Source organism: Rhodanobacter sp. TND4EL1 (assembly GCF_054061035.1).
Genome location: NZ_JBSSDT010000002.1, coordinates 1 through 26839, shown reverse-complemented (window position 1 = coordinate 26839; position 26839 = coordinate 1). Strand labels below are relative to the sequence as shown.

Here is a 26839-nt window from a genome sequence, read left to right as displayed (position 1 = left end):
CGCGGGCAAGATGCGACCGTTGCGATCCGATGCCCGGCCAAAGCGGCCGGGTGCCGCGGGAAACTCAGACGTTGCCGAACAAACCGTGCGGGTATTCCGGCTTCTGTTCGCGTGCCATCAACGCCTTCAGGCCGTCGACCGGCGTCACTTCGCCATGCAATACGGCGCGCACGCCGGCGCTGATCGGCAGGTCCAGGCCATGCTTGTCGGCCAGTCGCGCCACCTCGTCGGCGGTGAGAATGCTCTCCACCACCTGACCGATCTGACGCACGGCCTCATCGATCGCGATGCCCTGCCCCAAGGCCAGCCCGAGGCGCCGATTGCGTGACAGATCGCCAGTGCAGGTCAGCACCAGATCACCCAGGCCGGACAGGCCGATCAGGGTCTCCGGCCTCGCGCCGAGTGCCACGCCCAGGCGCAGCATCTCGTTCATGCCGCGGGTAATCAGGCCGGCGCGGGCGTTGAGGCCCAGTTCCATGCCGTCGGCGATGCCGGTGGCCACCGCCAGCACGTTCTTCATGGCACCGCCAATTTCGGCACCGAGCACGTCGCTGCCGGAATAGGCGCGCAAGTTCGGTGCGTGCAGCAGCGTCGCCAGTTGCTGGGCGAAGGCCGCATCATCCGAATGCACGGTGACGGCACTGGGCAAGCCGGAGGCGACTTCCTTCGCAAACGACGGTCCGGTGACCACCGCCGCGGGGCGACCAGGCAGCTGTTCGGCGACCAGTTCGTGCAGGAAGCGGCCGGTACCCGGCTCGAACCCCTTGGTGGCCCACGCGATCGCGGTGTCCGCATCGAGCAGCGGGGCCAGCTCGACCAGCATGCTGGCGAACGCGTGGCTGGGCACCACGATCAGCACGATGTCGGCGCCGCGCACGGCGCGAGCCAGATCACTCTGGTAACGCAGTTCCGCCGGCAGCTCGATACCCGGCAGATAGCGCTGATTGACGCGACTGGCCGCCATCGCCGCCAATGCGTCACCGTCGCGCCCCCACAAGGTGGTGGGCACGCCATTGCGCGCGATCAATGCCGCCAGCGCCGTACCCCAGGAGCCGGCACCAAGAACGGTCAGTGTCGGGTGGTCAGGCATGGCCGGACTCAGCTGTTCAGTGTGGCCGGGGCTTCGTCGCCGCCCATCGCGCGGCGCTGCTGCTCGGCGAACAGCGCGTCGAAGTTGATCGGCTGCAGCAGGAACGGCGGGAAACCACCTTCCAGCACCAGCGACGAAATCACCTGGCGGGCATACGGGAACAGCAGGTTCGGGCAGTAGCTGCCGATGATGCCGGCCTGGTCAGCTTCGTTGAAACCGGCGATGCCGAACACGCCGGCCTGCTCCACTTCCGCCAGATACGCGGTGCGCTGGCCGATCGTGCAGGTCAGGGTCAGGCTGAGCACCACTTCGTACAGGTCGTTGCCGAGGTCGGTCGCCTTCTGGCCCAGGTTCAGCTGCACCTGCGGCTGTTCCTTGTCGTCGATCTCCTGGAAGATCTGCGGCGCATTCGGCGCCTCGAAGGAAACGTCCTTCACATAGATCTTCTGCATCACCAGCTGCGGCTGGCTGGACTGGCCGTTGGCCTGGTCGTGGGTGATCTCTTGTGCCATCGGGCGTTCCTCGAGTCGGGTCGTTGAGATAAAAGAGGACGATTGTTCCATACATCCCGGCCCTGCGCACGCCGACGCCGCCCGAAGCACGCCATAAAGATTGCGCAGAGCCTTGTTTTACTGCAACAATACGCGGCTCGCCTCTGTCGACCCGGTTTCTCCGGGCGGTCCGCCACGCGGTACGGACCTCACGATCATGCGTTGCACCAACTCCAGCATCGCGTGGCGCATGGCGCCGCTGGGCCGATCACACCCTGGCCAACGGGTGTCAAAAAATAATTACGGAGGTCGTCATGGCCCGTGTATGTCAAGTCACCGGTAAGGGTGTGATGAGCGGCAACAACGTCTCGCACGCCAACAACCGCACCCGTCGCCGCTGGTTGCCGAACCTGCATGAGCGTCGTTTCTGGGTCGCCAGCGAGAACCGCTGGATCAAGCTGCGCGTTTCCAACAACGCCCTGCGTACCATCGACAAGAATGGCATCGAGGCCGTGATTGCCGACATGCGCGCCCGCGGCGAAAAGGTCTGAGGATCAAATCATGGCAAACAAGACTCAAGACAAGATCCGCATGATCTCCACGGCCGGCACCGGCCACTTCTACACCACGCAGAAGAACAAGAAGAACACGCCGGAAAAGTTCGAATTCAAGAAGTACGATCCGGTGGTGCGCAAGCATGTGATGTACAAGGAAGGCAAGATCAAGTAATTGATCACCGCCCCGAAGAAAACCCGCCCCTGTGGCGGGTTTTCTTTTGCGCGCTTGCCGGGCCGGCGACGGCCCCGCATCATCGCCGGATGCACCCTGCCCCTTTCACCGCCTTGTTTCCCGACCTGCTTGGCGCGACCACGTGGCGCGACCTTCCGCCGGCCGTACGGGCCATGCATGGCTCCGCGCCGCTGCTGCACGCGCGCGGCACGGCCGATATCGCCGGTGCCGAACACTGGCCCGCACGCTGGCTGCGCCGTTGGCTGGGGCTGCCATCCCCCGGCCCCGCCCAAGCCCTGGCATTGACCATCGAACGCCAGGGCAAGCGCGAAATATGGACGCGGCGCTTCGCCAGCCAAAACATGCGTTCCACGCTGGGGCGCCGTGCCGGCTCACCCCTGCTGTACGAGAGCCTGGGGCCGGCCAGACTGGGCTTTGCGTTGCGCCATGACGGCGACGCCATCGACTGGCAATTGCACTCCGTGCATGTGTTCGGCCTGCCCTGCCCGCACGCGTTGTGCGGCCAGGTGCTTTCGCGCAGCGGCGTTCGCGAGGGTCGCTACCACTTCAGCGTCGACGTGCGGCTACCGTGGCTGGGTCAACTGGTGGCGTACCAGGGCGTGCTGGAACCTTCATCGCATGCGCCGACGCCTGATGAGCACTGAAGCCGCGCCCGCGGTGATCGTGTTCGACGGCGTCTGCCTGTTGTGCAGCCGCTGGGTGCACTTCGTGTTGAAGCACGACCGCACCGGCCGCTACCACTTTGCCTCCATGCAGTCCGCCAGCGGTCGCGACCTGCTGCTGGCGCACGGACTGGACCCGGACTCGCCGCTATCGTTCCTGCTGGTCGACGGCGATAATGGCTACACCGATACCCGGGCGATCATGCGGATCCTGCAGGGGCTGGGAGCGCGCCGCTGGCGCTGGCTGGGTCATGCGTTGCGGCTGGTGCCTCGTCGGGTCCGCGATGGCAGCTATCGGTTCGTGGCCCGCCATCGCTACCGGCTCTTCGGACAGAGCCGAAGCTGCTTCCTGCCCACGCCCGAGCAGCGCGCCCGCTTCAGATCGTAAGCATTTCCAACTGCGTGTCTATCGCGAAACCGTCGAGTGCCGCCAGCGTTTCGTCCAGCGTGAACAGGCCCATGCACGGCATCGCCCCGGGCAGCGCAAGCTTGCCGTCGGCGAGCTTGCGCGCGAGCACGACGGCCGGGGTGGCGGGAATCTGTGGACCATCGCCGGCTCCCGCACGCAAGGACCAGCGCAGCCGCAACGGCCGTCCCTGAGCGTCGTACCCCGCCATTTCCACCAACATGCCACCCACGTCGCTGCCGACGTCGATGAACCATTCGCTGGCTCGGCGCAATCGCGTGGCATGGCGCGCCAGGTCGCGGACCAGACCGAGCCGCACCAGCCACGCCGCAGCGAGCGTGCCGAAGTGCAGCAGCCCCAGCTCCAGGCCGGCGCGAAAAATCACCGTGCGCACGCCGGGATAGCGCGACGGAAACAGCTGCAGATCCGGGACCTCGCACAGACCGACCCAGCGCCGCCCGAACGGAAACACGGGTCGGCGCGTCAGCATCCAGCCATGACCGGATTGCCAGCGGCCGTCGCGCCAATATTTCACCGGCCTGCCGCAGTAGCCGAGGATCGCCGCCACGGTGGCATCGCCGCGTGGCGTGCGATTGCCAGGACTGATCGCATGCTCGATGGTGTCCAGCACGGCAAACCGCGACAGCAGGCTGTCCACCACCGCGCTGCTGATGGCCGGCACGGTGGACGCGCCGCTGACCAGCAAGCGTCCGGCGGCTTTCGCCCGGCCGTCCAGACGGCCAATGCCGCCGACGAAGTCACGCCCGTCCGCAAGATCGATATAGTCGCTGCCGCAGGCCAGGCACGCCTCGGCGACGCGATAGTCCTGCTGCTGAAACGGCCCCGCCGCGTGGATCACCAGCTGCGGTCGCCATGCAGCAAGCGTCTTCTCCAGATCCGGTGCCGTGACGTCCAGCGAGGCCACCTGCACCGCTCCATCGCCGAGTGCATCACGCAACACCGCCAGGCTGTCCGCATGCCGACCCGCCAGCGTGAGCCGGAAGCGGGGATCCCCGGCCAGCTGGCTGGCGATCCGTGAACCGAATACGCCACTGGCGCCGATCAACACTACGTGCAAGGCCATTCCATTCCTCGTCGGCATCCCCAAAAACAAAACCCGCCGAGCGGCGGGTTTTGCTGGAACACGGTCGTTGCGATCAGGCCGCGGCGACGCTGTAGCCCTTGAGCCGCTGGGCAAATTCCTGCAGGGAACGAATGCCGCTTTCTTCGGCCTCGTGAATCCATTGCTGCAAGCCCTTCAGCGCCTGCTCGGCGCCACGCTGTTCCATCAGCGCCACCAGACGAGTGCGGAAATCCACCACGATGGCCAGCGTCGGTCGCTTGGCCAGCACGACCTGCAGGCGATCGCGCCCTTCGCTGTCCAGCCAGCGTCCGCCATCGGCCAGGGCCCGGCGCAGGCGACGCGGAACGGACTTGATGCTTTCGCCGGCGTGCTGTGCCTCGTCGCCGATGGTCGGCACGATCACTGCGCGGTAATAGTCGGTCATCGCATGGAAGCGGTGGGTCAGCACGGCTTTCAGCGTATCGGAGTCAGGCAGACGCACATTCGGGCGAACATCCAGCGACGGCGCCACGCGCAGCACCTTGGCCAGACCGACGGCACGCAAACCGCAAATGGCCGCCCAGCCGATGTCGAATTCCCACTTGCGCAGGGCGAACTTGGCCGAACTGGGGAAGGCATGGTGATTGTTGTGCAGCTCTTCACCGCCGATCCAGAACGCCCACGGGATCAGGTTGCGCGCGGTGTCGGCGCTTTCGAAATTGCGGTAGCCGGCCCAATGGCCGATGCCGTTGACGAAACCGGCGGCCCAGAACGGGATCCAGATCATCTGCACCGCCCACAATGCCGCACCGATCACGCCGAACAGCGCCACGCTGATGACCAGCATCAGGGCCGGGCCCCAGTACGGGTGTGCGCCGTAAACGTGCTTTTCGACCCAGTCGTCGGGCGTGCCGCGACCGTACTGCTCCATGTCCTGCTTGTTCTCGCAGGCGTCGCGGTACAGCGACACGCCGTCCCAGAACACCTTCTTGATGCCGTAGATCATCGGGCTGTGCGGGTCGTCCACCGTCTCGACCTTGGCGTGGTGCTTGCGATGCACCGCCACCCATTCACGGGTCACCATGCCGGTGGTCAGCCAGCCCCAGAAACGGAAGAAGTGCGCCAGCGCCGGATGGAAATCCACGCCACGATGGGTCTGGCTGCGATGCAGGTACAGAGTCACCGTGAAGATGGTCAGCTGGGTCATCACCAGCATGTACACGGCGATCTGGCCCCAGCTTGCGCCAGTCAGACCATCGTTGAGGAAATTGATTACCGCGTCGAACATGGAAGGCACCGGAATAAGAGACAAGTCAGTGTAAATGAGGGGTTTCCGTACCCGCCAGCATGGCGCTGACCACGAATGATAGCAGTCGGTCAAGCGCCGGACGCTAAGGTGACGTTATTCACGGGCACCGCCTGCGCCTGTTGTTTAACCATGGGGGCGCCATGACAATCACGCAATGACCACCATCGTTCCCGCCTCTCCGAAGACCGTGCTGCAACTGGACCGCCTGAGCCGCCGACGCGCCGGCCGGCAGGCCGTGCAGGACCTGACCTTGTCGCTGCACGGAGGCCAGGTGATGGGCTTGCTGGGCGTGAATGGCGCGGGCAAGTCGACCACACTCTCGATGATCGCCGGTGCGCTCAGACCCGACAGCGGTGGCATCAAGCTGAACGGCGAAGATTTTCTCGAGCATCCGGAGCTGGCCCGCACGCAGATCGGCTGGCTGCCGGAACGGGCGCCGGTTTGGGCCGAACTCAGCGTCGAGGAACATCTGGACGCGCATGGCCGGTTGCGAGGGATGAGCGGCGGCGCATTGCGCCAGGCGCGCACGGCGATCATCGAGCGGCTGGAGTTGCAGCCGTTGGCGCGACGTCTGGCAGGCGTGCTGTCGCAAGGGCAGCGGCAGCGGCTCGGATTGGCTTGCGCGCTGTTGCATCGACCCGGCTTGCTGGTGCTGGACGAGCCGGCCAACGCGCTGGATCCGGTGCAGGTGGCGGCCCTGCGAACCTTGATCCGCGAACAGGCCGCCGCCGGCACCGCGGTGATCCTGTCGACCCACTTGCTGGCGGAAGTGACCGCGGTCTGCGACCGCGTGGCCATCCTGCACGAAGGCACGCTGCGCCATGATGGCGCGGTGCATGCGGATGACCATGCCGCGCTGGAGCAGACCTTTTTCGCAGTCGCGATGAGCGGCAGCAACGCCCCGGCGCGCGCCGCATGAGGCTGCTGGCAGTGACACGCTTGGAGTGGCGGCGCTTGCTGGTCCGTCCGCTGGCCTGGGTACTGGCAGCACTGACGCTGGCCTGGCTGGCATGGAACTTCACCTTGCTGCTCGGCGGCTTCCTGGCCGGGCAGATCCAGCGTGCCGCGCAACCTGACGGCCCGGGCTTCATCGATCTGGTTGGCGTGCCGCTGCTGGGACAACTCGCCCAACTGGCGTTCCTGGTGGTGCCGCTGCTCGGCATGTCGGTGATCGCCGGTGAGCGTCGCAACGGCACCTTGCCGCTGTTGTTTGCTGCCGGGGTACCCGCCTCACGCATCGTGCTGGGCAAATACCTGGCCGTCCTGGGCTGGCTGCTGCTGTGGCTGGCACTGACCCTGGCGATGCCGCTGGTGCTGATGCACGCCACCCACGTCGACTGGGGCAAGCTCGCCGCCGCGACTTTGGGCCTGGCGCTGATGCTGGCTACGCTCGCCGCGATCACGGTGGCGTGTTCCAGCTTCGCGTCGCACCCGGCCATTGCGGCCGCCGCCGCGCTGATCATCGCGCTGGCGCTGTGGGGAGTGAACCTCGGCGCGCAAATGGCCGGCATCAATGGCGGCGTCATCAACTGGATCGCGATGAGCACCCATTTGCAGCCCTTGCTGCGGGGACTGGTGTCGAGCGCCGACATCGCGTGGTTCCTGCTGCTCACTGCCTTGTCGCTGGTGCTCGCCACTCGCCGACTCGACGCTGACAGGGGGCGTGGCTGATGCGACATATCTTCAGACGTCTGGACGGCTGGTTGTTCACCGCATTGCTGCTGGTGGCGGTCGGCGCACTCGGCTACTTCACCACGCGTTACGCGACTCAGGCCGACTGGACGGCCAACGGCCGCACCGGCCTGTCCGCGGAAAGCCGTGCGGTGCTGGCGCAGATGAAAGGCCCGGTCGAGATCGTCAGCTACGCCAATCCGCAGGGCAACCTGCGCCAGACGGTCGCCGGCTTCATGCAGCGCTATCAGGCAGCGAAAGCGGATCTCAGCCTGCGCTTCGTCGACCCGCAGCTGGATCCGGCGAAGATGCGCGAACTGGGCATCACCGTCGACGGCGCGTTGATCCTGCATTACCAGCATCGCGAGCAACGACTCGACGAATTGTCCGAGCGCAGCCTGACCAATGCGCTGGAGCGGCTGTTGCGCGGCAGCGATCGCATCGTGGCGTTTGTCACCGGTGACGGTGAACGTCGCGCCGACGGCCAGGGCAATGGCGACCTGGGTACATTCATCAAGCAACTGGAAAGCCGCGGCATGCGCGCGGTACCGCTGAATTTCAGCCAGGTCAGCGGTGTCCCGGAGCATACGGACCTGGTGGTGCTGGCCAGCCCGGAACTGGCCCTGCCCCCGGCGGCCGTGCAGGCCTTGGTCGCTTACGTGCAGAACGGCGGCAATCTGTTGTGGCTGACCGAGCCGGCGAACGATGACCTTGGCCTCAAGCCGCTGGCCGCGACGCTCGGCGTGCGCGTGCTGCCCGGGGTGCTGGTGGATGGTTCAGGCGCGGCGCTGGGCCTGCACGACCCGCGCCTGCTTGCGCTGGGCAACTACCCGCCACAGGCGATCACCCGCGGGTTCACCCTGACCACGTTGTTTCCGCAGACCTCGGCGCTGGCGCAGCTTGACCAGAGTGGCTGGGCGTTTGCGCCCTTCCTGCGCTCCGGCGCGCAAAGCTGGACCGAGTTCCACCCGATCGATAACGCGAAGTCTTCGGACATCCGTTTCGATGCCGACGCGGGCGAGCTGAAAGGTCCGCTCGACTTCGGCTTCGCGCTGAGCCGACTGTCGCCCAGTCCCGACAAGAGCGAACAACGGGTGGTGGTCATCGGCGACGGCGACTTCCTTTCCAACACCTTCCTCGGCAACGGCGGCAACCGCGCACTGGGCGAACGCGTGTTCGACTGGCTGCTGGGCGACGACAAGCTGGTCAACATGCCGCCTCGTGGCGCACCCGATCGCCTGTTGCAGATAACGCAGGGGGAATTGAACGCGCTGAGCTTCGGCTTCCTGATCGCGCTGCCGTTGCTGCTGCTGCTGATCGGTGGCGCCATCGTGTGGCGCCGGCGGCGGCGCTGAGTCATGAAGCGCGCGCAACGCCAAACGCTTTTCCTGCTGCTTGCAGCGGGGGTGCTGGCCGTCCTGACCGGCTGGCAACTTCATCATGATGCCCAGGCCGAAGCCGGCAGCCTGACCACGCTGGAGCCGGTCACCATCACGCAGATCAGCCTCAGCTTGCCGGGCGATGCGCCGCTGCATTACGAAAGGCGCGGCGACGGCCACTGGTGGCGAACCGATGAAACGCCCCATCGCGTCGCTGACGACGACCGCCTCAACGACCTCACCGACATCGCCGCGGCCCACGTGCTGAGCTGGCGTGCAGCCGGCGACTTCGAGCCGGCGAAGATCGGGCTGGCGCCGCCCCGTGCCGTGCTGGTACTGAACGGAGAAAAGCTGGAATTCGGCGAGAGCTCGGTCACCGGGCCGCAACATTACGTGCGCGTTGGCGATCGTGTCGCACTGGTGTCGTCGCGCTACATGCCGCGCTCGCCCGCGGTTGCCGTCACCGAACTGCACTGAGGGCAGAACCGCATGCCTGAACTGCCCGAAGTCGAAACCACCCGGCGCGGCATCGCGCCCTATCTGATCGGTCGCCGCGTGACCGGGGTGGTCCTGCGTCGCCCGGATCTGCGCTGGCCGATTCCTGACGAGATCGGCGCGCTGCTGCCTGGCCAACGCATCGACGCCGTGGAGCGCCGCGCGAAATACCTGCTGCTGCATACCGAAGCCGGCAGTGCGCTGCTGCATCTGGGCATGAGTGGCGTATTGCGGGTGCTGCCGCCGGATGCACCGGTGGGCAAACACGACCACGTCGACATCGCGCTGGAACGCACGCCGGCGCAGGCACCGCGCATCCTGCGTTTCACCGACCCGCGCCGCTTCGGCTGCCTGCTGTGGCAGGCGCCGGGCGAAACCCACGAATTGCTGGCCAGGCTGGGCCCGGAGCCGCTGACCGACGCGTTCGATGGCGAGCTGATGTGGCATCGATCACGCGGACGGACCGCCGCGGTGAAACTGTTCCTGATGGACAACGCCATCGTGGTCGGCGTGGGCAACATCTACGCCAGTGAAGCGTTGTTCTACGCCGGCATCGATCCACGCCGTGCCGCCGGCAATATCTCGCGGCCACGCTACGCGCGACTGGCCTTGGAAGTGAAACGCCTGCTGGCCTGGGCGATCGAGCGCGGCGGCACGACATTGCGTGACTTCATCAGTCCCGACGGCGCGCCCGGCTATTTCTTCCGCGAACTGACGGTCTACGGCCGCACTGGAGAGCCATGCCGCGTGTGCAACACACCGATCCGCCAGGTCACCCTGGGCCAGCGTTCGACATTCTGGTGCCCGCACTGCCAGACCTGAGGCGGACGGATCAACATTCAACGCTTCCCGTCGAGAGCCGTAAACACATCCCCGACGGCACGCGTGCAAAACAGGCAAGGCAGCTCGCCCCCTGCCTGCCGCCGACACAGGACACGCATTACCATGCGCCTTCTACACAAGCTGATCGCCGCTCTCGTCCTCGGTGCAAGCGTTGCCGTGCTCCCGGCCATGGCGCAGTCGTCGGACGAAAGCCTGCAGATCGCCGTGCTCAACAACAGCCAGATCGTGGCGGCGCACCCCGACCTGCTTTATCGCGATCTCGGCGTACGGGCCTATCAGGCAGGAGACAAGCAGAAGGCTGTGATTCTGTTGCTCAAAGCCGCAAGTTATGCCGACAAGCCGGCACAGGCGATGCTTGCGGCAATGTACTGGAATGGCGATGGCATCGCGGCAGACCGTCCGCGTGGTTATGCCTGGCTGGACCTGGCCGCCGATCGTGGCTACAAGGATCTACTGATCCAGCGCGAGAAATATTGGGCAGAACTCAGCACGTCCGAGCGCCAGCGCGCGGTCAGCGAAGGGCGCCGGATCTATGCCGAATACAATGACGAGCAAGGCTTGCGCAAGCTCGACCAGGTATTGCAGCGGGGAGCCAATCAGGCGACGGGAAGCCGCACCGGGTTCGGCGGCGGCAACCTGACGGTCCGGATGCGTGGCGGCAAAGCGGGCCCTTCGCTCGCGCCCGCCCTGGATGGCGGACCCACCGTTTTGGGTGGCACACCGGTTCGCGGTACCGACTACTACTCACCGATGTTGTGGTCGGCCGCGCCCTACGCGAAGCTGAAGGACCGCGTGTGGGAATATGCGCACCATGAAATGGGCAGGGTCGAGGTGGGGCCATTGCAGAGCTTGCCGGCAGCACCTGCATCGGACAGCAAGTAGCGCCTTCATCGCGGCGCTTCGGCTGCCTGCTGTGGCAGGCGCCGGGTGAGACCAATGAATTGCTGCCAGCCAAGCTGGGCCCGGAGCCGCGGATGGACGCATTCGATGGCGAGCTGATGTAGCGGCTTTCACGCCATCGTGCGGCCGCGGTGAAATTGTTCCTGATGGACAACGCCATCGTCATGGGCGTGGGCGAGGCGCCGTTCTACGCCGGCATCGATCTGCGTCGACGTTCTGGTGCCCCGCCGCCAGTGTTGAAGCAGGGCTGCGTTCGGCTGCCCATCGTTTCCTTTTGGAAACAGACTGACTTCGAGTTACGGGCTAGCCAAGCCGCCATATGGGCCTAACCTGTCGGCCATGAATCGCGATATTGCGCGAACAAGGCGATGAAGAGGAAGTCCAGGCCGGCCGGCTCATGCAAAATGGCCCGATGTCGACTGTTTCCCTGAAGCGCCTGTACGCATCGCGATTCCCATGCATCGAACCCCACATGCCCGAGGAATCACCATGAACAGCACCCTGATCGAAAAGCTCAAGCAGCGCCGCACCCAGTACGCACTGGGCAGGAACGTGTCGCTGGACAAGGACGCTCTCACCGCCCTGATCAAGGAAGCGATCCGGCATACGCCGTCCTCGTTCAACTCGCAGAGTTCACGTGCGGTGATCCTGTTCGGCGAGCAGAGCGAGAAGTTCTGGGAGCTGACCAAGCAGGAGCTGGCCAGGATCGTGCCGCCCGAAGCGTTTGAACCGACCGCCGCCAAGCTGGACAGCTTCGCCGCCGGTGTCGGTACCGTGTTGTTCTACGAGGATCAGTCCGTGGTGACCGGTCTGCAGGAACAGTTCGCGCTGTATGCGGACAACTTCCCGGTCTGGTCCGAGCAGGCCGGCGGCATGGCCCAGTTTGCGGTCTGGCTGGCACTGACCGAGGCCGGCGTGGGCGCCAGCCTGCAGCACTACAACCCGGTGGCGGATGACGCGACACGGCAGGAGTGGAACGTGCCGACGTCCTGGAAGCTGCGCGCACAGATGCCGTTCGGCTCACACGAAGGCGGCTTTGGCGAGAAAGGCTTCATGGACGACAGCCAGCGTTTCATCGTCAAGGGCTGAGCCATGGCCTGACGCGCGCAAAGGGCGACACCACGGTGTCGCCCTTTGTCGTGCTGGCAGCCGCGCCTACTGCGGCCAGTGGAACGCAATATGGCTGTTGTTGAAGTCGGGATCGTCGAGGCTGCCACCGGGTTGTGCAACCAGACCCTCGGCCAGGCCATCGACCTCCAGCTCCTGGCCGGCGTGGAAGTTCGCACCCAGCGACAACAGTTCCACCAGCCGTTCGCACAGCACGCCGGCGCGATCGATGTCGCTCTCGGGCACGTTGCGCAAGCTGATGTCCGCGCGGCCGAATTTGCGCATGCCGCGGGTATGGATCCAGGAACGATCGGCGCCTTCATCGCCACTGCGCAGGATCAGCACATGGTTGCGCGGCGGTGCACCGCCCTTCACCAGGTAGTGCCGGCGCCAATGCTCGGCGTCGAACAGGGTGAGGATCTGCGGGTCCAGGATGGTGGTGCCGCCCACGTCGAGCATGCCGGCCAGCACACCCATCGTGTCGCGCAGGTAATCCAGGCTGGCAGCATCCTTGAGCACCCCACGCACTACCAGCACCTCCGGCGCGATCCGCGCACTTTCGCAGGCGGCCGGCGTGTCTTCCTTGAGCAGCTTGCCCAGCGCGCCGCTCAGCGGATAGCCCTCCCACTGGCGCAGCACCGCATTCTGAAACCGCTGGATCTCGACGCCGGCCGGCAAGCCGGGGCTGCCGTAGCGCGGTGACGGGATCAGCAGCTCCGGCTCGAACTTGCCGAACACGTAGAACTGCAGGACCGCCTCTTCGTCGCTGCCCTGCCAATAGGGGCGAGGCCAGCTGGCGGGTGGGGTGGCTTCGTTCATGCGGATTCCTTGAGGGACTTCGTGATTCGGTTCATTCGCGCTCGCCCAGCGGCAATACGGTCTGCTGCAACTCGATGCGACCCTGCCCGGCGCTGATCTTCTTGAACTCGGCGCGACTCACCGAGACATAGCGGTCGTTGCCGCCGATCTCAACCTGCGGGCCGTCGGTCACCACGCGCCCCTGCTCGTCCACCCGCACCACCATGGTCGCCTTGCGCCCGGTGTGGCAGATCGTCTTGATCTCTTCCAGGTTGTCGGCCCACGCCAGCAGGTGACGGCTGCCTTCGAACAATTCGCCGCGGAAATCCGTGCGCAGACCGAAAGCCAGCACCGGAATGTTCAGCCGATCGACCACGTCGCTGATCTGCCAGACCTGTGACTTGGTGAGGAACTGCGCCTCGTCGACGAACACACAGTGCAGCGGTCCGCGCGCGGCGATATCCGCATCGACCAGGGCGAACAGGTCCTCGTCACCGGCAAAGCGTCGCGCATTCGCCTTCAGCCCAATCCGCGAGGCCACCACGCCGTCGCCAAAACGGTTGTCCAGCGCCGGCGTGAGGATCAGCGTGCGCATGCCGCGCTCGTGATAGTTGTACGCACTCTGCAGCAGGGTGGTGGTCTTGCCGGCGTTCATTGCCGAGTAATAGAAATAGAGTTTGGCCATGGGCGTGTGCTGGTGTAATGACCATGCATGGTAACGCGGACCGGCCGCGGTTCATCGCCCTGCCCGAACCGCGCGCAAGCCCAGGCACCTGCCCCGACCCTCCCCGGCGTGTGCCGGGGAGGAAGCAAGCTCAGGCCTTGTCCAGCGGCGTGTTGCCGCCGGTGAACTGTGTGCGTGCCTGGTCCAGCCGATAACGGTGCTCGGCACGCCAGCGACGCCAGTCGCGCAGGCCGCAGATCGCATAGACCAGCTTGAACAGCTTCAGCCGCCACAACACTTTCGGCGTATCGAACAGGTCGCCGGCCAGCATCGAGATCACGCCCTGTTCCAGCTGCCAGGTGTTGCGCGGCTGGCGGAACATCTGCTGCATCACCGGACCATTGAAGCGGTAGATGAAGAACGAGAAACGTGCCATCGCGGCCCGCTGCCGCTTTTCCAGCCGGCGCATCCGCCGCGTCTCGCAGGCCGGATCGCGCAACGCGGCGTCAACCACCTCCACCGCCTTTTCCGCGCCACTCATCGCCAGATACACGCCGGAGGAGAACACCGGGTCGAGGAAGGCAAACGCATCGCCGACCAGAATCCAGCCCGGTCCGCCCATGCAGGTGGAATCATAGGAATAGTTGCCGGTGACCCGCACCTCGTCGTCGATCAGCTCGGCATGCCGCACACGCTGCCACAGCGCGGGGCTGAGCTTGAGCGTGTCCAGCAGGAACTCGACGGTGCGGCCCTTGCGCTGCTTGAGGTACTCCGGCCGACACACGGCCCCGACGCTCATCACCCCGCCCGGCAATGGAATCATCCACATCCAGCCGTGCTCGAAACTGTAGATGCTGATGTTGCCCGCATCTTCCCCGGCACGTGTCTCGGCTCCGCGAAAGTGGCCAAAGATCGCCGCGCTCTGATGCTGGCTGTTCTTGCGCCGCAGTTTCTTCTTCGCCGACAACAGCGCATCACGACCGCTGGCATCGACCACGTAACGCGCCTGGATCGTGTAGTCGCGACCATCGTCGGCATGCACCTGAAGCAGGCTTTCGCGCGGCCCTCGCTGCTCGAACGATCGCACCTCATGCCCCTCACGAGCATCCGCGCCGCATTCGCCGGCGTGGTGGTACAGCATCTGGTCGAAATCCTGCCGCCACACCTGGTAGGCATGCGGCGGACTCTGCCCGATCGCGCGCGCAAACGCGTAGGTGTTGTAGCCGCGCTCGTTGTCCGCCTCGAAATCCGCGCCGGGCTTGAACACGCCCATCGCCCGCACCTTGTCCAGCACACCCAGGCGCTCGAACACCGGCAGGTTCATCGGCAGCAGCGACTCGCCAATATGGAAGCGCGGGTGATGCGCCTTCTCCAGCGCGATCACCTTGTAGCCCTTGCGCGCCAACAATGCCGCTGCGGTGCTGCCCCCCGGGCCGCCCCCGATCACGACCACATCGCACTGCTCCACCTGATTCCCCACATCCTGTTCCGCCATGCCTCTCCCCAGCGACTGTCCGGAGACGATTATGGCTGAAGCGCGCCGGTACGCCAGCCTCGCTCTGCTAACATCGGCCTCCGCATCACGCACTGTTCCGATCCATGCTCAACCCCCAACAACTGGCCGCCGTCGAACACTGCGAGGGGCCACTGCTCGTGCTGGCTGGCGCCGGCTCCGGCAAGACCAGCGTGATCACCCAGAAGATCGCGTACCTGATCCAGCGCCGCAAACTCAGCGCGCACAAGATCGCCGCGATCACCTTCACCAACAAGGCCGCGCGCGAGATGCGCGAGCGCGTGGCCAAGCTGGTCAGCAGCGAGGACGCCGCCGCACTCACGGTCAGCACGTTCCACGCGCTGGGCTTGAAGTTCCTGCAGATCGAGCACGAGCGCGCCGGTCTGCGCCGCGGCTTTTCGGTGCTGGATGCGGACGACAGCGGCGGCATCGTCAAGGAGCTCGCCCCCAAGGGCGCCAAGAACGACGTACTGTTCGGCATCCGCAACCTGCTCGGTCGCGCCAAGAACGGCGGACTGTCGCCGGAGGAGGCGATGGCCGCCGCACGCAGTCCGCGCGAGATCGAGGCGGCCACCATCTACGACCTGTACCAGCAGCGCCTGAGTGCGTTCAACGCGGTGGATTTCGACGACCTCATCCGCCTGCCGCTACGCATCCTGGAAAGCGACGCCGAATGCCGCGCGGCATGGCAAGAGCGCTTTCGCTACCTGCTGGTGGACGAATACCAGGACACCAACGACGCGCAATACCGCCTGCTGAAAGCACTGACCGGCGAACGCGGCGGCATCACCTGCGTGGGCGACGACGATCAGTCGATCTACGCCTGGCGCGGCGCCAATCCGGAGAACATCGACCAGCTCGGCCGTGACTGGCCGAACCTGCGCGTGATCAAGCTGGAGCAGAACTACCGCTGCGGCAAGCGCATCCTGCGCGCCGCGAACAAACTGATCGCGAACAATCCTCACCTGCACGAAAAGAAGTTGTGGAGCGAACATCCCGAAGGTGCGCAGATCCGCGTGCTGGAATGCAAGGAAGCCGAGCACGAGGCCGAGCGCGTCGCCGCGATCGCCACCATCCTGGCCGAAAAGCACAAGGCGCGCTGGGACGACATGGCGATCCTGTACCGCGGCAACTTCCAGGCACGTCCGCTGGAGAAGGCGCTGCGGCTGGCGCGTGTGCCCTACCACCTGACCGGCGCGCTGAGCTTCCTCGACCGCGCCGAGGTGAAGGATCTGTTGTGCTATCTGCGCCTGCTGACCAACCCGAGCGACGACGCGGCGTTCCTGCGCGTGGTCAACGTGCCCAAGCGCGAGATCGGCGCCACCACGCTGGAAAAACTCGGCCAGTTCGCGCAATCGCGCCATTCGTCGCTGCTGGACGCCACCCGCAGCGACAGCGTGCTGCGACAGCTCACCCCACGTCCGGCAGCGGCACTGGCCTCATTCGCCAACCTGCTCGACGAACTGCGCAGCGCCTCGCTGCATGAAAGCGCCGCCGACCTGGTGGAGATGATCCTCAAGCGTACCGGCTACGCCGCGCAGATTGCCGCCGGCACACCCGATGCCAGCGTGCGTGACCGCAAGCTGGGCAACCTGCAGGAACTCGCCGACTGGTTCCGCGCGATGCAGAAGAGTGGTAACAGCGCCGGCGATCTCGCCCCGCAGCTGGCCCTGCTGAGCCACGCCGATCGCGACGAACCAGGCAATGCCGTGCGCATGATGACCATGCATGCGGCGAAGGGGCTGGAATTCCGCTTCGTCTTCATCGTCGGCTGCGAAGACGGCACGCTGCCGCACGAGGGAGCCATCGACGAAGGCCGCATCGACGAGGAGCGCCGCCTGATGTACGTCGGCATCACTCGCGCCAAGGAGCTGCTGACCCTGTCGTGGTCGGCGCAGACCAAGCGTTACGGCGAGATCCACCGCAACCAGCCCAGCCGCTTCCTGCACGAACTGCCGCAAGACGACCTGCACTGGCAGGGCAAGGACCCGGTAGCCGACAAGGAAGTGACCCGCGAAACCGCCGAGTCGCACATGGCGCGCATCAAGGCGATGCTGGCCGCCCAGTAGACCTTCGCGGCGCGCTCAACTGAAACCGTTGACGAAGACGGTGATGATCAACGCGTTGGTGAAGTCGATCAGGAACGCACCCACGATGGGCGCCACCAGAAACGCACGCGCGGCCGGGCCGTAGCGTTCGGTAAGCGAACTCATCACCGCCATGGCGTTGGCGGTGGTTCCCAGCATGAAGCCGATGAAGCCGCTGGCCATCACTGCGGCATCGTAATCGCGCCCCATCAGTTGCAGCAGCGGCCAGCAGCAGAACGCCACGACGATCAGCGATTGCACGCCCAGATTGACCAGCAGCGGCGCGGCCAGCCCGCTCAGTTCCCACAAGTGCAGGTCCATCAGCGCCATCACCAGGAACAGCGAGAGGCAGATGTTGCCGATGATGTCGATGTCGGGCATCGACAGGCCGAACCAGCCGCGGCGATCATCCACGTTGCGGATCAGGGCGCCTGTCAGCATGGCGCCGATATAGCTGGGCAGGGTCACTCCGAGGGCGCCCAATCCAGCGCTGATCCAGGCCCCGATGCCCATCGCGAGCAGAATCCAGACGAAGCTCCGCAGTCCCGCATAAGCCCTCTCGTCGGCGCGGCGCGCTGGCGCGACAACCGGTATCGGTGTGGTCGCGGCGACCGGCAAGGTATCCACCGCCTCAGCGGCCATCCTTGGTGCACGCAATTTCAACCGCTCGATCAGCATGGTCGCCACCGGCGCACCGATCACCGAACCCAGCACGATGCCGGCCATGGCATTGGCCAGCGCCACACTGGCTGCGCCATGCACGCCAGCCTCGGCGAACAGCGGCGCGAAGGCCATGCCGGTGGCTGGCCCACCAGTCAGCGTCACCGAGCCGGTGATCACGCCGAACAGCGGCGGCAGGCCGAAGGCCATGGCCACGCCGATGCCGACCATGTTCTGGACCACCGCCAAGGCGCTGGCCAGGCCCAGGAACAACAGCATCTGGCGACCACCGGCCTTGAGCAGGGAAGTACTGGCGTTGAAGCCGATCGCGGTGAAGAACGCAATCATCAGTGGCTGCTTGAGCGCACTGTCGAAACGGACCGGCGTGTAGTCCCACTGGCGACACAGCAGCATCACCAGCGCCACCAGCAAGCCACCGATCACCGGCGCCGGGATGCTGAAGCGCGTCAGCAGCGGCACGCGTTTGCGTATCGCGTAACCGAGCAGCAGGAACAGGCCGCCGCAGGCCACGCTCTGGATCGGATCCAGTGTCAGCATGCGCCCGGTTCCCGCCTGAGCCGCGGCAACAGCAGAAGGTCTGGCTGGCGCGTGACCGGCATCGTCAGCCGCCCCAGAACGCCGCCGCCGGCGGCGCCAGCAAGCCATCGTGAAGACTGACTCCACCGGGATAGTCGTCCTGCAACCACAGCGGGCCATCGAGATCGATGAACTCTGCCTCGCGGGCAATTTCCAGTGCCGGCGTGATGCCGAGCGAGGAACACACCATGCAACCCACCATGATCTTGAAACCCCCGGCGCGGGCGGCGCGCAACAGACGCCAAGCCTCGGTGAGTCCACCGGTCTTGTCCAGCTTGATATTGATTGCCTGATAGCGATCGCGCAGCCGTGGCAGATCCGCAGTCACGTGGCAGGCCTCATCGGCGCAAATCGGAATGGGACTGCGAAAGTCCCGCAAGGCGTCATCCGCCTCCACCGGCAACGGCTGCTCAAGCAGCTCCACCCCCATCCGCCGCAACATCGGCTCGAGCTCGCGCAGGATGTCGATGGTCCAGCTTTCGTTGGGATCAACGATCAGATGCGCCGCAGGCGCCGCTCGCCGCACCGCTTCGATCCGTGCGGCCGGATCGTCGGCATCCACCTTGATCTTGATCAGTCCCGCATCGGCAATGCGCGCAGCGGCTTCGCCCATCCGCGCAGGCGTGTCGATGCTCAGGGTGATCGCACTTCTCAGTGGGGTACGCGGCTGACGCGCCAGGCTCACCCATACCGGAACCGAACTCAGTTGCGATTCGAGATCCCACAGCGCCGCATCCAGCGCATTGCGTGCGGCACCGGGTGGCAGACAAAGTTGAAGTTCGTCGCGCCCCATGCCGGTCGAAAGCCGCCCCCGCAATGACTCGATCTCATCCAGCACCGAGGCCATCGACTCGCCGTAGCGTGCGTAGGGCACCGCTTCGCCGCGACCAACCCGACCTGCCTGGCGCACTTCCACTGTGACCACCTCGGCGGCGTACTTCACCCCGCGCGCGATGCGGAAGGGCGCCACCAGCGGATAGCTGCGCTCGCTGACGTTCAGTTCGCGAAGCATGCGAGCAGGTTGTCCACGATCGCTTCGACACCCATGCTGACCGGGTCCTGACAGGGCAAGCCGAGCAGGTCGCTCACCTGCCGACAGGCATCCCCCGCCTGCGCGGCCACCATGCCGGCGGTGTTCAGCGCCACCCCGACCGCGACCACCGCGGGATTGGTCAGGCGCGCGGCGACCAGGTTTGCCTCCAGACACTGCTTCAAATCGGGCAGCGGATAGCCTGGCAAGCCACGCATGTGGCGCCGGGTGGGCTCATGGCACAACACCAGCGCATCCGGCTGCGAACCATGCAGCAAACCCAATGAAACGCCGGCATAGGACGGGTGAAACAGCGAGCCCTGACCTTCGATCAGATCCCAGCCGTTGTCGTTGCGCGCCGGGGAGACCCATTCCGCGCCGCCGGAAATGAAGTCCGCCACCACCGCGTCGATCGGCACGCCCGCCCCCGCCACGAAAATGCCGGTCTGGCCGGTAGCGCGGAAATCGGCCGACAGCCCGCGCTGACGCATCGCGTGCTCGAGGGCCAGCGTGGTGTACATCTTGCCGACCGAGCAATCGGTGCCCACGGTGAGCAGGCGTCGGCCAGCGCGCGGGCGACCATTGCCGACCGGGATGCCGGGTGCGGGGTCGCGGGCATCAAACAGCACCCGGCCATTGCGACGCGCCGCGGCCACGATGTCGGCATTCTCTCGCAGCTTCTTGTGCAGCCCGGCCACGACGTTGAGCCCGGCATCAAGTGCCGCGATCGCATCCGCCACCATTTCCGGCGGCATCACGCCGCCGGCGTTGGCGGTACCGATCAGCATGGTGTCGGCGCCCATGGCTTTCGCTTCGGCGAATCCGATGTCGGGCAAGCCGAGCGTCGGCTTGCATTCGGGATGGCGATGCTGGCCCACGCACCATTCCGGCCGCCAGTACGCCACGCCCCTGGCCGTCTTGATGGCCAGATCGTCGGCGGCGTTGCCGAGATACAGCAGGTACGGGGGACGCCACTGAGCGGGCAGGCTCGCATCGCCATGGGTGGACATGAAAGAGGACTCCAGATGGCGGCCGCGCCGTCGTTCAGTGGGAAAAATTTTCGCGCCCGACCAGGTCCGAGGAATGAGACCGGTGCGGTGGCAGGACTGGGGAGGTCACGGGCGGGCACGCGCACGAAGCCTGGCTGGAAAGCTCCCCGGCAGTGCGCCGACCACGGGCCGCCACCTCATTCGATGGCTTCCACCTTGCCCAGTCCGTCCGGATTGCGCGGATCACTGGCCGCGGTCTTGGTGTTGCCGGACTGGTCCCAGACCACCACGTTCATGTTGCCCCACGATTCGCTGTCGTTGATCTCATAGCCCATCGCCTTCAGCTTCGCGAGCACGTCAGCAGGGATGTCGCTGCCTTTCTCGATGTCGATACGATCAGGCAGGAACTGGTGGTGGATGCGTTTCTGCGCAGTGATCTGGCCGGCATCCTTGCCATCGATGAAGGCGAGCATCGCCTCGAACACCTGAGTGATGATGGTGGAGCCACCGGGCGAGCCGATCACGGCCAGACGATCCTTGCCGATGACGAAACTGGGTGACATCGACGAGAGCATCCGCTTGCCACCGACCGGCGCATTGGCACTGCCGCCGATCAGCCCGAACGCATTCGGCTGGCCCGAGACCAGGGCGAAATCGTCCATCTCGTTGTTGAGCAGAATGCCGGTGTTGCCGGCGACGAAGCTGGAGCCCAGCGTGGTGTTCACCGTGGCGGTCATCGAGACCATGTTGCCGTCCTTGTCGATGATCGAGTAATGCGTGGTGTGCATGCCCGGATCTTTCGCATGCACCGACGGCAGCCACGCCGATCTGGTCGCCTGCTCCGGCAGGATGCTCTGGCGCAGGCCGTCCGCGTAATAAGGCGACAGCAGCATGTCCAGTGGCATCTTCACGAAATCGGGGTCGCCGAGGTATTCGTTGTGGTCGCGGAACGCGCGCCGCATCGCTTCGACGAGGTAGTGGATGCGATGGGCCTCATCCATGCTCTTGAGATCAAGCGGCGCGATGATGTTGAGCATCTCGGCGATCGCCACGCCGCCGGAGGAAGGCGGTGGCGCGGTGATCACCTTGTAGCCGGCGTAATTCAGTTCGATCGGCTGACGCTCTTTCGCCTGGTAGTTGGCCAGGTCGGTAAGCGTCCAGGTGCCGCCGGCGGCACGCACCGACTTCACCAGTTCCTTCGCCACGGCGCCCCTGTAGAAACCGTCCGCGCCCTTTTCGGCCAGCGCCTTCAGCGTGCGCGCCTGGTTGGGATCGCGGAGGAGGCCCGTCTCCAGGGGGGTCTTGCCGCCCGGCATGAACTTGGCCGAAGAGGCGGGATAGCGGCGCAACACGTCAGCCTTGTGGCCGATCGAACGCACCAGTGAACCGCTCGGATGGAAACCTGCCTCGGCCAGCCGGATCGCCGGACTCAGCGAGACGCCCAAAGGCAGCTTGCCGTACTTGCCCGCCATGTAGGCCAGGCCCGCGGGAAAGCCCGGGATGCCCGCGGCCAGTGGGCCATTCAGGGAGGTGTCGCGATCGGGCGTACCGTCCGCCTTCAGATAATCCTTCTCGCTGACTGCCTGCGGCGCCATCTCGCGTGCATCGATGAAGGTGTTCTTGCCGGTCGTGGCATCGTGGATCACGGCGAGAAAGCCGCCACCCATGCCTGACGCTTCCGGCTGCACCACCGACAGCGCGCTACCGACCGCGATCGCCGCATCCACCGCGTTGCCGCCACGCGCCAGCACTTCGAAGCCGGCTTCGGTGGCCAGCGCGTTGGCGCTGGCGATCGCCGCCGTATTGGCCGCAGGACCCTGCGCGTGAGCCAGCACGCCGAAGCTGCCCATCGTCATCACCAGCAAGCTGCGGTGCCAGTACGACTGGCGACGCGCTGGCCGGCGGCCGATGGTTTCAGCGTCGCTGCATGGCGTGTTGCGGTCGGTCATCCGATCACCCTCCCTGACAAGGTTCGAGCATAGTCACAGGCGCTCGTGTGTCACCAATGAAAAGACCGCGGCATGGCATAACCGACGGTTGTGCCATGCACCCCTGCCGCACCGCTACCGTCCACGGGAAACGCGGCCGACCAGTTCGCAGCAGCGCGCTCACCAGCGGTACTGCACCTTGCCGTACACGTACGCACCCTGGAACCCGAACGGCGAACTGGACGAATACGGGAAGGCACCATTCTGATCGTCGCCGATCGGCGCCTTCTTCGGATACGTGTTCAGCACGTTGTCGCCACCCACGGTGAACGTCCAGCGATCACGGTTGTAGCTGAGCGCCAGGTCCAGCAGCCATTTGCTCGGGTAGACCACATCATCCAGATAGCTGCTTGAGCCGTACTCGGTGATCCCGCCATATCGGGTCAGCGTGCCGTTGAAGCCCCAGTGGCCGATGCTGTAGGTCTCGTTGAGGATCAGCTTGCTGCGCGGCGCGGTGTCGGCCAGCAGACCCTTGGTCGCACTGCGATTGAGGCGCTGGAACATGACCCCCAGCGAATCCAGCACCGCCGGGTTCGGCTTGACGTCGGTGACCTTGTTCTTGTGGTAGCCGTAGCTGAGGGTCGACAGCAGGTTGCCGCTGTCGCCGAAATCGCTGCGATAGCTGGTCACCACATCGGCACCCTGGGTGCGCACGGTGCCGGCGTTGGTGAAGTAGGACAGTCCGCTGTATTGCAGATTGGTCACGCCGTTGGCGGCCAGGTAGGCCACCACCGAAGGCGTCGACAGCGAGAGCGAGCTGGACAGGGCGATGCGATTGGTGACGGTGATCTGGTACGCATCGAACGACATGTTGAGTTCGTTGGTCGGATTCCACACCACGCCGGCGGTGAAGTTGCGCGACTTCTCCGCCTTCAGCGGTTCGCTGCCGAGCAGCCGTGCCAGCGGATTGTCCACCGGCACCAGTCCGCGCAGGTAGATGCCCGGCGGCAAGCCCAGCGAATTGCCGGTGCCGTAGGCGGCCGACGTGGTTTCCGAATAGTGCTGCTGACCCAGGCCCGGAGCGCGGAATCCGGTGGAGGCGCTGCCGCGCAGCGCGAACGAGTCGGTGAAGTCGAAGCGACCGGACAGCGCGGCCGACGTGGTGGTGCCGAAGTCCGAATAGTCTTCATGTCGCACGGCGGCGGAAAAGCCGAAGCGCTCGGTCAGGTTGCCTTCCAGTTGCAGGTACTCGGCCACGTCGTGCCGGGCTACCGAGATGGCATCCTGCGGACCCCAGCCGGCAAAGCCCTGGGCGCCGCCGCGTACACCGGAAGTGCCCACGTAGTACGAACCGAAGTCGCCCGCCGTCACGTCGTAACTCTGCCGCAGCCATTGCGTGCCGAAGGACACCGTCAGCGGATTCGGCAGCCAGCCGAAAGCGACTTCCCTGGAGATGTCGATGTCAAAGGTCTGCTGTTTGGCGGTGAGGATGCCGTCGTGGAAACTCGTCGGGCTGCTGCCGAAGTCATTGAGCATCGCGTAGTTCGTGGAGTTGCGCGTGCTGTAGGAAACCCGGTTGCCGCCGTAGTTGCCGCTGACGTCCCAGCGCCAGCCGTTCCAGGTGCCGCGCAGTCCGGCCACCAGCGAGTTGTCGGACGAATCGCCATGCTCGCGCGGCAGGAAGCCATCGGGATAGACCAGACCGATCAGCGGATTGTTCGGGTAGGCCGTATTGCTGCCGTAGCGATAGAAGCCGCGCGGTTCGCCCACGCGGCGACCGTAGTGGCCGAACGCGTAAAACTGCACCCCCGGGCTGATGTCGTACTGCGTGTTGAGGAACAGGTTCTTGTTCTTGAACGACACCGTGCCGTAATGGAACTTGACGCCCAGTTGCGCCAGGCCGGGGCGTCGATCCACCCCGGCACGGTTGCTCGGACTCTGGTTGCTGTCTTCGGCGGTGATCCGCAACCAGCCCTGTTCGCCCCCCAACGGAATGCCGAAGTTCGCCGCACCCTGCCATTGCCGGCCATCACCGGCGGAGAACTGGCCGCCACTCACCTGCACGTCGCCGCCGGCGGCACCTTTTTTCAGAATGATGTTGACCACGCCGGAAAGCGCGTCCGAACCGTACTGGGCTGACGCGCCGTCACGCAGCACTTCGATGTGATCGATCGCCGATAGCGGGATCGTGTTGAGATCGATGCCCTGCGAGCCCTGGCCGATCTGGCCCAGGCTCAAGACCAGCGCACCGGGATGCCAGCGCTTGCCGTCCACCAGCACCAGCACCTGATCCGGCGACAACCCTCGCATTTCGAACGGTCGCTGGAAGGCGAAGGTGTCCGAGGCGGGCGCGAACGGGAAGTTCAGCGAGGGGATGGCGCGTTCCAGCGCCTGGGTCAGGTCGATCGTGCCGGTCTGCTTCAGCACGTCGGCGGAGATCACGTCGATCGGTGTCAGCGACGAGCTTTCCGTGCGGTTGCCGGCGCGCGTGCCGGTCACCACCACCGGCCCCAGGTTCTTCGCCTTGACTGGCGTCTGCGCGGACGTCGAAGTCGCTTCGGTCGGATCGGCCGGAGTGGCAGTCTGCGCTGCCGCCGCGTGACTGAGTGCCAACATGACCGCAGTGGCCAGCAGAGTCGGTGTGAGCCGACCGGAGCGCTTGTTCATGAGATCTCCCCAACGTGGTTTGGCGCCATGAGCGCGCCACCGGTCGACGCGACCGTGCGGCTGCCAGGCAACGACTGGTCCCTGGTGGATGGTCCTGAAGCGTGTCCTTGTCGCGAAGCACTGGTGCAGACAACGGGCGCATCACTGACCTCCCGGATGTCTCTCTTGCAGCCCAAAGCAGCGCCCCCGCGCCGCGTTCGTGCCTTGTCGCGGTATGGCCGTCCCGAATGGGTATGCACCACCGCATGACCGAGCATAGTCACAGGGCGACGCGGGCCACCAATGAAAAGACCGGCAGTGGCCATAACCGAGGGTTGTGGATGTGCCGACGCCGAACGGCGCCGACTTTGGCGCTGCCGGGCTTCGTCAGGCCGGGCACGCCAGCATGCTTCGCGCCTGCTGGCCGACCAGTTCCAGGAACTGCCGCTGCACGGGATTGAGCGGACTGTCCAAGCGGTAGAGCGCATACAGCACCACATCCAGCTGCAGCTTCAAGGGGCGCGTCTGCACCGCCACGCCGCTGCCGCGCGAGGCGGTGAAGGGATCGACCAGGGCCAGTCCTTCGCCCTGGGCGACCAACGAGTAGGCCAGTTGATAGGTTTGCACCCAGACCGAAGTGCGTGGCGCCGGCTCGACCTGCGCCAGCTGGCTCTGCAACATGCGCCCCAGCGCGTCATGCACCGCAATGCCGATCATCGGCTGGTCGGCCAGTGCGGACACCGGCAACGGTTGCGTCAGCTCCTCCGCCGACCACCATCCCGGCGGCGCGATCACCATCACATGGCCATGGCACAACGCCTGCTGGCGCAGCCCCGGATGACTGGCGTCCTGCAAGGTCAGCCCGATGTCGGATTCGTGCAGCATCAGGGATTCGCACATTTCCGCGGAGTGCTGGGTGAAGAGTTCCGCCGTGGTGCCGGGAAAGCTCTTGCGCAGCAACGTGGTCGCGTCCGGTACCAGCGCCTGCGCCAGCGTTGGCGTGCAGGTCACCCGCAACGGGTAACTTTCCGGGCGGCTGATGTTCGCGGTGAGCCGCTGCAGGTCGTGCAGCTCCTGGATGATCTTGTCGACCCGGTGGCGCAACAGCAGTGCCTGCTCGGTCGGCTGCAACCGTCCGCGCACGCGACTGAACAAGGCGAAGCCAAGCTGGTGCTCGGCATGCTGCAAGGCCTTGCTGGCTGCCGGCTGCGAAATGTTCAGCAGGTCGGCCGCACCGGTAAGGCTGCCGGTGGTGAGCACGGCATGGAACAGCTCGATATGGCGCAGACGCATGATCGGATCAGTGCCCCCTGGCATCACCGCGGCGACGGCCGTCGAGTGCAACATAGCGCCCGGAACGAAGCAAGCCTTGTCCGAATGGCGCCCGCACGGCGACGCTACAACAGTGACTCGGCTTCCAGCTCGCTCTTCAGATACGCGTAATAGATCGGCGCGGCGATCACGCCGGGCAGGCCGAAGGCGGCTTCCATCAGCAGCATCGCCACCAGCAGCTCCCACGCGCGGGCGCGGATCTACGTGCCCACGATGCGCGCGTTCCCGTAGGAGCGCACCCTGTGCGCGATGCTTTCTCTTCAGCGTCACGAAGAACATCGCGCACAGGGTGCGCTCCTACAGCAGCTGCTCGGCTTCCAGTTCGCTTTTCAGGTACGCGTAATAGATCGGCGCGGCGATCACGCCGGGCAGGCCGAAGGCGGCTTCCATCAGCAGCATCGCCACCAGCAGCTCCCACGCGCGGGCGCG

The 26839-nt window shown here is 65.6% G+C and carries 25 protein-coding genes and 1 pseudogene; 13 read left to right on the top strand and 13 right to left on the bottom strand.

Annotated elements, in window-relative coordinates; genetic code table 11:
- Positions 1–64: 64 nt before the first annotated feature.
- Both ACVWWQ_RS06765 and secB read right to left on the bottom strand, forming a co-directional pair.
- A complete protein-coding gene (locus ACVWWQ_RS06765) occupies positions 65–1090 on the bottom strand; it encodes an NAD(P)H-dependent glycerol-3-phosphate dehydrogenase (RefSeq protein WP_133948579.1) in 1026 nt (341 codons plus the stop codon).
- Between the two features lie 8 nt (positions 1091–1098).
- On the bottom strand, positions 1099–1602 hold the full coding sequence (gene secB, locus ACVWWQ_RS06760; protein WP_133948581.1) for a protein-export chaperone SecB: 504 nt from the start codon (positions 1600–1602) through the stop codon (positions 1099–1101).
- A 293-nt stretch (positions 1603–1895) separates the two neighbouring features.
- Between secB and rpmB the strand changes: the two genes are divergently transcribed.
- The 4 genes from rpmB (at position 1896) to ACVWWQ_RS06740 (ending at position 3381) form a co-directional block, all read left to right on the top strand.
- Entirely contained in the window at positions 1896–2132 is a 237-nt protein-coding gene (rpmB, locus tag ACVWWQ_RS06755) for a 50S ribosomal protein L28 (RefSeq protein WP_007810354.1), read from the top strand.
- Between the two features lie 10 nt (positions 2133–2142).
- Complete coding sequence (rpmG, locus tag ACVWWQ_RS06750; RefSeq protein WP_007810357.1) at positions 2143–2310, top strand: 50S ribosomal protein L33; 168 nt, start codon at positions 2143–2145, stop codon at positions 2308–2310.
- 89 nt (positions 2311–2399) lie between these two features.
- Positions 2400–2975, top strand: a complete 576-nt coding sequence (locus ACVWWQ_RS06745) for a DUF4166 domain-containing protein (protein ID WP_133948584.1) — start codon at positions 2400–2402, stop codon at positions 2973–2975.
- The gene (locus tag ACVWWQ_RS06740; RefSeq protein WP_133948586.1) at positions 2965–3381 is read left to right on the top strand and encodes a thiol-disulfide oxidoreductase DCC family protein; all 417 of its coding nucleotides are present in this window, start codon (positions 2965–2967) and stop codon (positions 3379–3381) included. Before ACVWWQ_RS06745 ends, ACVWWQ_RS06740 begins: the two co-directional genes overlap by 11 nt.
- On the opposite strand, the gene ACVWWQ_RS06735 is transcribed toward ACVWWQ_RS06740, so the two are convergent.
- Positions 3371–4483, bottom strand: coding sequence for a saccharopine dehydrogenase NADP-binding domain-containing protein (locus ACVWWQ_RS06735; protein ID WP_133948588.1), 1113 nt, complete (start codon positions 4481–4483; stop codon positions 3371–3373). The two genes, ACVWWQ_RS06740 and ACVWWQ_RS06735, sit on opposite strands and share 11 nt — an antisense overlap.
- 73 nt (positions 4484–4556) lie before the next feature.
- A complete protein-coding gene (locus ACVWWQ_RS06730) occupies positions 4557–5750 on the bottom strand; it encodes a DesA family fatty acid desaturase (RefSeq protein ID WP_133948590.1) in 1194 nt (397 codons plus the stop codon).
- Between the two features lie 175 nt (positions 5751–5925).
- On the opposite strand from ACVWWQ_RS06730, the gene ACVWWQ_RS06725 reads away from it, so the two are divergent.
- From ACVWWQ_RS06725 to ACVWWQ_RS06690, 8 genes and pseudogenes are all read left to right on the top strand, one after another.
- Positions 5926–6690, top strand: coding sequence for an ABC transporter ATP-binding protein (locus tag ACVWWQ_RS06725; protein WP_133948592.1), 765 nt, complete (start codon positions 5926–5928; stop codon positions 6688–6690).
- Positions 6687–7442: an ABC transporter permease gene (locus tag ACVWWQ_RS06720; protein WP_133948594.1), complete on the top strand. Its 756-nt coding sequence runs from the start codon at positions 6687–6689 to the stop codon at positions 7440–7442. Before ACVWWQ_RS06725 ends, ACVWWQ_RS06720 begins: the two co-directional genes overlap by 4 nt.
- Positions 7442–8797, top strand: coding sequence for a GldG family protein (locus ACVWWQ_RS06715; RefSeq protein WP_133948596.1), 1356 nt, complete (start codon positions 7442–7444; stop codon positions 8795–8797). The genes ACVWWQ_RS06720 and ACVWWQ_RS06715 overlap by 1 nt, the downstream gene beginning before the upstream one ends.
- Before the next feature lie 3 nt (positions 8798–8800).
- Positions 8801–9298, top strand: a complete 498-nt coding sequence (locus ACVWWQ_RS06710; protein ID WP_133948598.1) for a hypothetical protein — start codon at positions 8801–8803, stop codon at positions 9296–9298.
- 12 nt (positions 9299–9310) lie between these two features.
- Positions 9311–10138 (top strand): bifunctional DNA-formamidopyrimidine glycosylase/DNA-(apurinic or apyrimidinic site) lyase, encoded by an 828-nt coding sequence (gene mutM / locus ACVWWQ_RS06705; RefSeq protein WP_133948600.1) that lies wholly within the window; start codon positions 9311–9313, stop codon positions 10136–10138.
- A 123-nt stretch (positions 10139–10261) separates the two neighbouring features.
- Positions 10262–11041 carry an SEL1-like repeat protein gene (locus ACVWWQ_RS06700; protein WP_133948602.1) on the top strand — a complete coding sequence of 260 codons (780 nt, stop codon included), beginning with the start codon at positions 10262–10264 and terminating at the stop codon, positions 11039–11041.
- Between the two features lie 11 nt (positions 11042–11052).
- Positions 11053–11283, top strand: a pseudogene (locus ACVWWQ_RS06695) (DNA-formamidopyrimidine glycosylase); the annotation flags it as partial.
- Between the two features lie 265 nt (positions 11284–11548).
- A complete protein-coding gene (locus ACVWWQ_RS06690) occupies positions 11549–12148 on the top strand; it encodes a nitroreductase family protein (RefSeq protein WP_133948605.1) in 600 nt (199 codons plus the stop codon).
- Between the two features lie 66 nt (positions 12149–12214).
- Here ACVWWQ_RS06690 and ACVWWQ_RS06685 read toward each other — a convergent pair whose 3' ends face one another.
- The 3 genes from ACVWWQ_RS06685 to ACVWWQ_RS06675 all read right to left on the bottom strand — a co-directional run bounded on the left by ACVWWQ_RS06685 (position 12215) and on the right by ACVWWQ_RS06675 (position 15123).
- Positions 12215–12985 carry a hypothetical protein gene (locus ACVWWQ_RS06685; protein ID WP_133948607.1) on the bottom strand — a complete coding sequence of 257 codons (771 nt, stop codon included), beginning with the start codon at positions 12983–12985 and terminating at the stop codon, positions 12215–12217.
- 31 nt (positions 12986–13016) lie between these two features.
- A complete protein-coding gene (locus ACVWWQ_RS06680; RefSeq protein ID WP_099652998.1) occupies positions 13017–13649 on the bottom strand; it encodes a thymidine kinase in 633 nt (210 codons plus the stop codon).
- A gap of 130 nt (positions 13650–13779) precedes the next feature.
- Positions 13780–15123: a tryptophan 7-halogenase gene (locus ACVWWQ_RS06675; RefSeq protein WP_133948609.1), complete on the bottom strand. Its 1344-nt coding sequence runs from the start codon at positions 15121–15123 to the stop codon at positions 13780–13782.
- A 104-nt stretch (positions 15124–15227) separates the two neighbouring features.
- Here ACVWWQ_RS06675 and ACVWWQ_RS06670 point away from each other — a divergent pair, with 104 nt between their 5' ends.
- Entirely contained in the window at positions 15228–17210 is a 1983-nt protein-coding gene (locus ACVWWQ_RS06670) for a UvrD-helicase domain-containing protein (RefSeq protein ID WP_133948611.1), read from the top strand.
- 15 nt (positions 17211–17225) lie between these two features.
- Here ACVWWQ_RS06670 and gltS read toward each other — a convergent pair whose 3' ends face one another.
- From gltS to ACVWWQ_RS06640, 6 genes are all read right to left on the bottom strand, one after another.
- Entirely contained in the window at positions 17226–18446 is a 1221-nt protein-coding gene (gene gltS, locus ACVWWQ_RS06665; protein WP_133948613.1) for a sodium/glutamate symporter, read from the bottom strand.
- Positions 18447–18510: 64 nt separating this feature from the next.
- The gene (gene dgcA / locus ACVWWQ_RS06660; RefSeq protein WP_133948615.1) at positions 18511–19497 is read right to left on the bottom strand and encodes an N-acetyl-D-Glu racemase DgcA; all 987 of its coding nucleotides are present in this window, start codon (positions 19495–19497) and stop codon (positions 18511–18513) included.
- Positions 19482–20525, bottom strand: coding sequence for an N-acetyltransferase DgcN (gene dgcN / locus ACVWWQ_RS06655; protein ID WP_133948618.1), 1044 nt, complete (start codon positions 20523–20525; stop codon positions 19482–19484). The genes dgcA and dgcN overlap by 16 nt, the downstream gene beginning before the upstream one ends.
- Positions 20526–20701: 176 nt before the next feature.
- Positions 20702–22360 (bottom strand): gamma-glutamyltransferase, encoded by a 1659-nt coding sequence (gene ggt / locus ACVWWQ_RS06650; protein ID WP_457383403.1) that lies wholly within the window; start codon positions 22358–22360, stop codon positions 20702–20704.
- Positions 22361–22612: 252 nt separating this feature from the next.
- A complete protein-coding gene (locus tag ACVWWQ_RS06645) occupies positions 22613–25099 on the bottom strand; it encodes a TonB-dependent receptor (RefSeq protein WP_133948622.1) in 2487 nt (828 codons plus the stop codon).
- Positions 25100–25465: 366 nt separating this feature from the next.
- Positions 25466–26371: a LysR substrate-binding domain-containing protein gene (locus tag ACVWWQ_RS06640; protein ID WP_099653378.1), complete on the bottom strand. Its 906-nt coding sequence runs from the start codon at positions 26369–26371 to the stop codon at positions 25466–25468.
- Positions 26372–26839: the final 468 nt, after the last annotated feature.

Coding starts and splice junctions, on each gene's coding strand:
- ACVWWQ_RS06735 (WP_133948588.1), bottom strand. CDS start 4,483: ATGGCCTTGCACGTAGTGTTGATCGGCGCCAGTGGCGTATTCGGTTCA.
- ACVWWQ_RS06720 (WP_133948594.1), top strand. CDS start 6,687: ATGAGGCTGCTGGCAGTGACACGCTTGGAGTGGCGGCGCTTGCTGGTC.
- ACVWWQ_RS06675 (WP_133948609.1), bottom strand. CDS start 15,123: ATGGCGGAACAGGATGTGGGGAATCAGGTGGAGCAGTGCGATGTGGTC.
- ggt (WP_457383403.1), bottom strand. CDS start 22,360: ATGACGATGGGCAGCTTCGGCGTGCTGGCTCACGCGCAGGGTCCTGCG.
- ACVWWQ_RS06745 (WP_133948584.1), top strand. CDS start 2,400: ATGCACCCTGCCCCTTTCACCGCCTTGTTTCCCGACCTGCTTGGCGCG.
- ACVWWQ_RS06670 (WP_133948611.1), top strand. CDS start 15,228: ATGCTCAACCCCCAACAACTGGCCGCCGTCGAACACTGCGAGGGGCCA.
- rpmG (WP_007810357.1), top strand. CDS start 2,143: ATGGCAAACAAGACTCAAGACAAGATCCGCATGATCTCCACGGCCGGC.
- ACVWWQ_RS06715 (WP_133948596.1), top strand. CDS start 7,442: ATGCGACATATCTTCAGACGTCTGGACGGCTGGTTGTTCACCGCATTG.
- gltS (WP_133948613.1), bottom strand. CDS start 18,446: ATGCTGACACTGGATCCGATCCAGAGCGTGGCCTGCGGCGGCCTGTTC.
- rpmB (WP_007810354.1), top strand. CDS start 1,896: ATGGCCCGTGTATGTCAAGTCACCGGTAAGGGTGTGATGAGCGGCAAC.
- ACVWWQ_RS06765 (WP_133948579.1), bottom strand. CDS start 1,090: ATGCCTGACCACCCGACACTGACCGTTCTTGGTGCCGGCTCCTGGGGT.
- mutM (WP_133948600.1), top strand. CDS start 9,311: ATGCCTGAACTGCCCGAAGTCGAAACCACCCGGCGCGGCATCGCGCCC.
- ACVWWQ_RS06740 (WP_133948586.1), top strand. CDS start 2,965: ATGAGCACTGAAGCCGCGCCCGCGGTGATCGTGTTCGACGGCGTCTGC.
- ACVWWQ_RS06645 (WP_133948622.1), bottom strand. CDS start 25,099: ATGAACAAGCGCTCCGGTCGGCTCACACCGACTCTGCTGGCCACTGCG.
- ACVWWQ_RS06680 (WP_099652998.1), bottom strand. CDS start 13,649: ATGGCCAAACTCTATTTCTATTACTCGGCAATGAACGCCGGCAAGACC.
- ACVWWQ_RS06710 (WP_133948598.1), top strand. CDS start 8,801: ATGAAGCGCGCGCAACGCCAAACGCTTTTCCTGCTGCTTGCAGCGGGG.
- ACVWWQ_RS06640 (WP_099653378.1), bottom strand. CDS start 26,371: ATGCGTCTGCGCCATATCGAGCTGTTCCATGCCGTGCTCACCACCGGC.
- ACVWWQ_RS06725 (WP_133948592.1), top strand. CDS start 5,926: ATGACCACCATCGTTCCCGCCTCTCCGAAGACCGTGCTGCAACTGGAC.
- dgcA (WP_133948615.1), bottom strand. CDS start 19,497: ATGCTTCGCGAACTGAACGTCAGCGAGCGCAGCTATCCGCTGGTGGCG.
- secB (WP_133948581.1), bottom strand. CDS start 1,602: ATGGCACAAGAGATCACCCACGACCAGGCCAACGGCCAGTCCAGCCAG.
- ACVWWQ_RS06690 (WP_133948605.1), top strand. CDS start 11,549: ATGAACAGCACCCTGATCGAAAAGCTCAAGCAGCGCCGCACCCAGTAC.
- ACVWWQ_RS06700 (WP_133948602.1), top strand. CDS start 10,262: ATGCGCCTTCTACACAAGCTGATCGCCGCTCTCGTCCTCGGTGCAAGC.
- ACVWWQ_RS06685 (WP_133948607.1), bottom strand. CDS start 12,985: ATGAACGAAGCCACCCCACCCGCCAGCTGGCCTCGCCCCTATTGGCAG.
- dgcN (WP_133948618.1), bottom strand. CDS start 20,525: ATGTCCACCCATGGCGATGCGAGCCTGCCCGCTCAGTGGCGTCCCCCG.
- ACVWWQ_RS06730 (WP_133948590.1), bottom strand. CDS start 5,750: ATGTTCGACGCGGTAATCAATTTCCTCAACGATGGTCTGACTGGCGCA.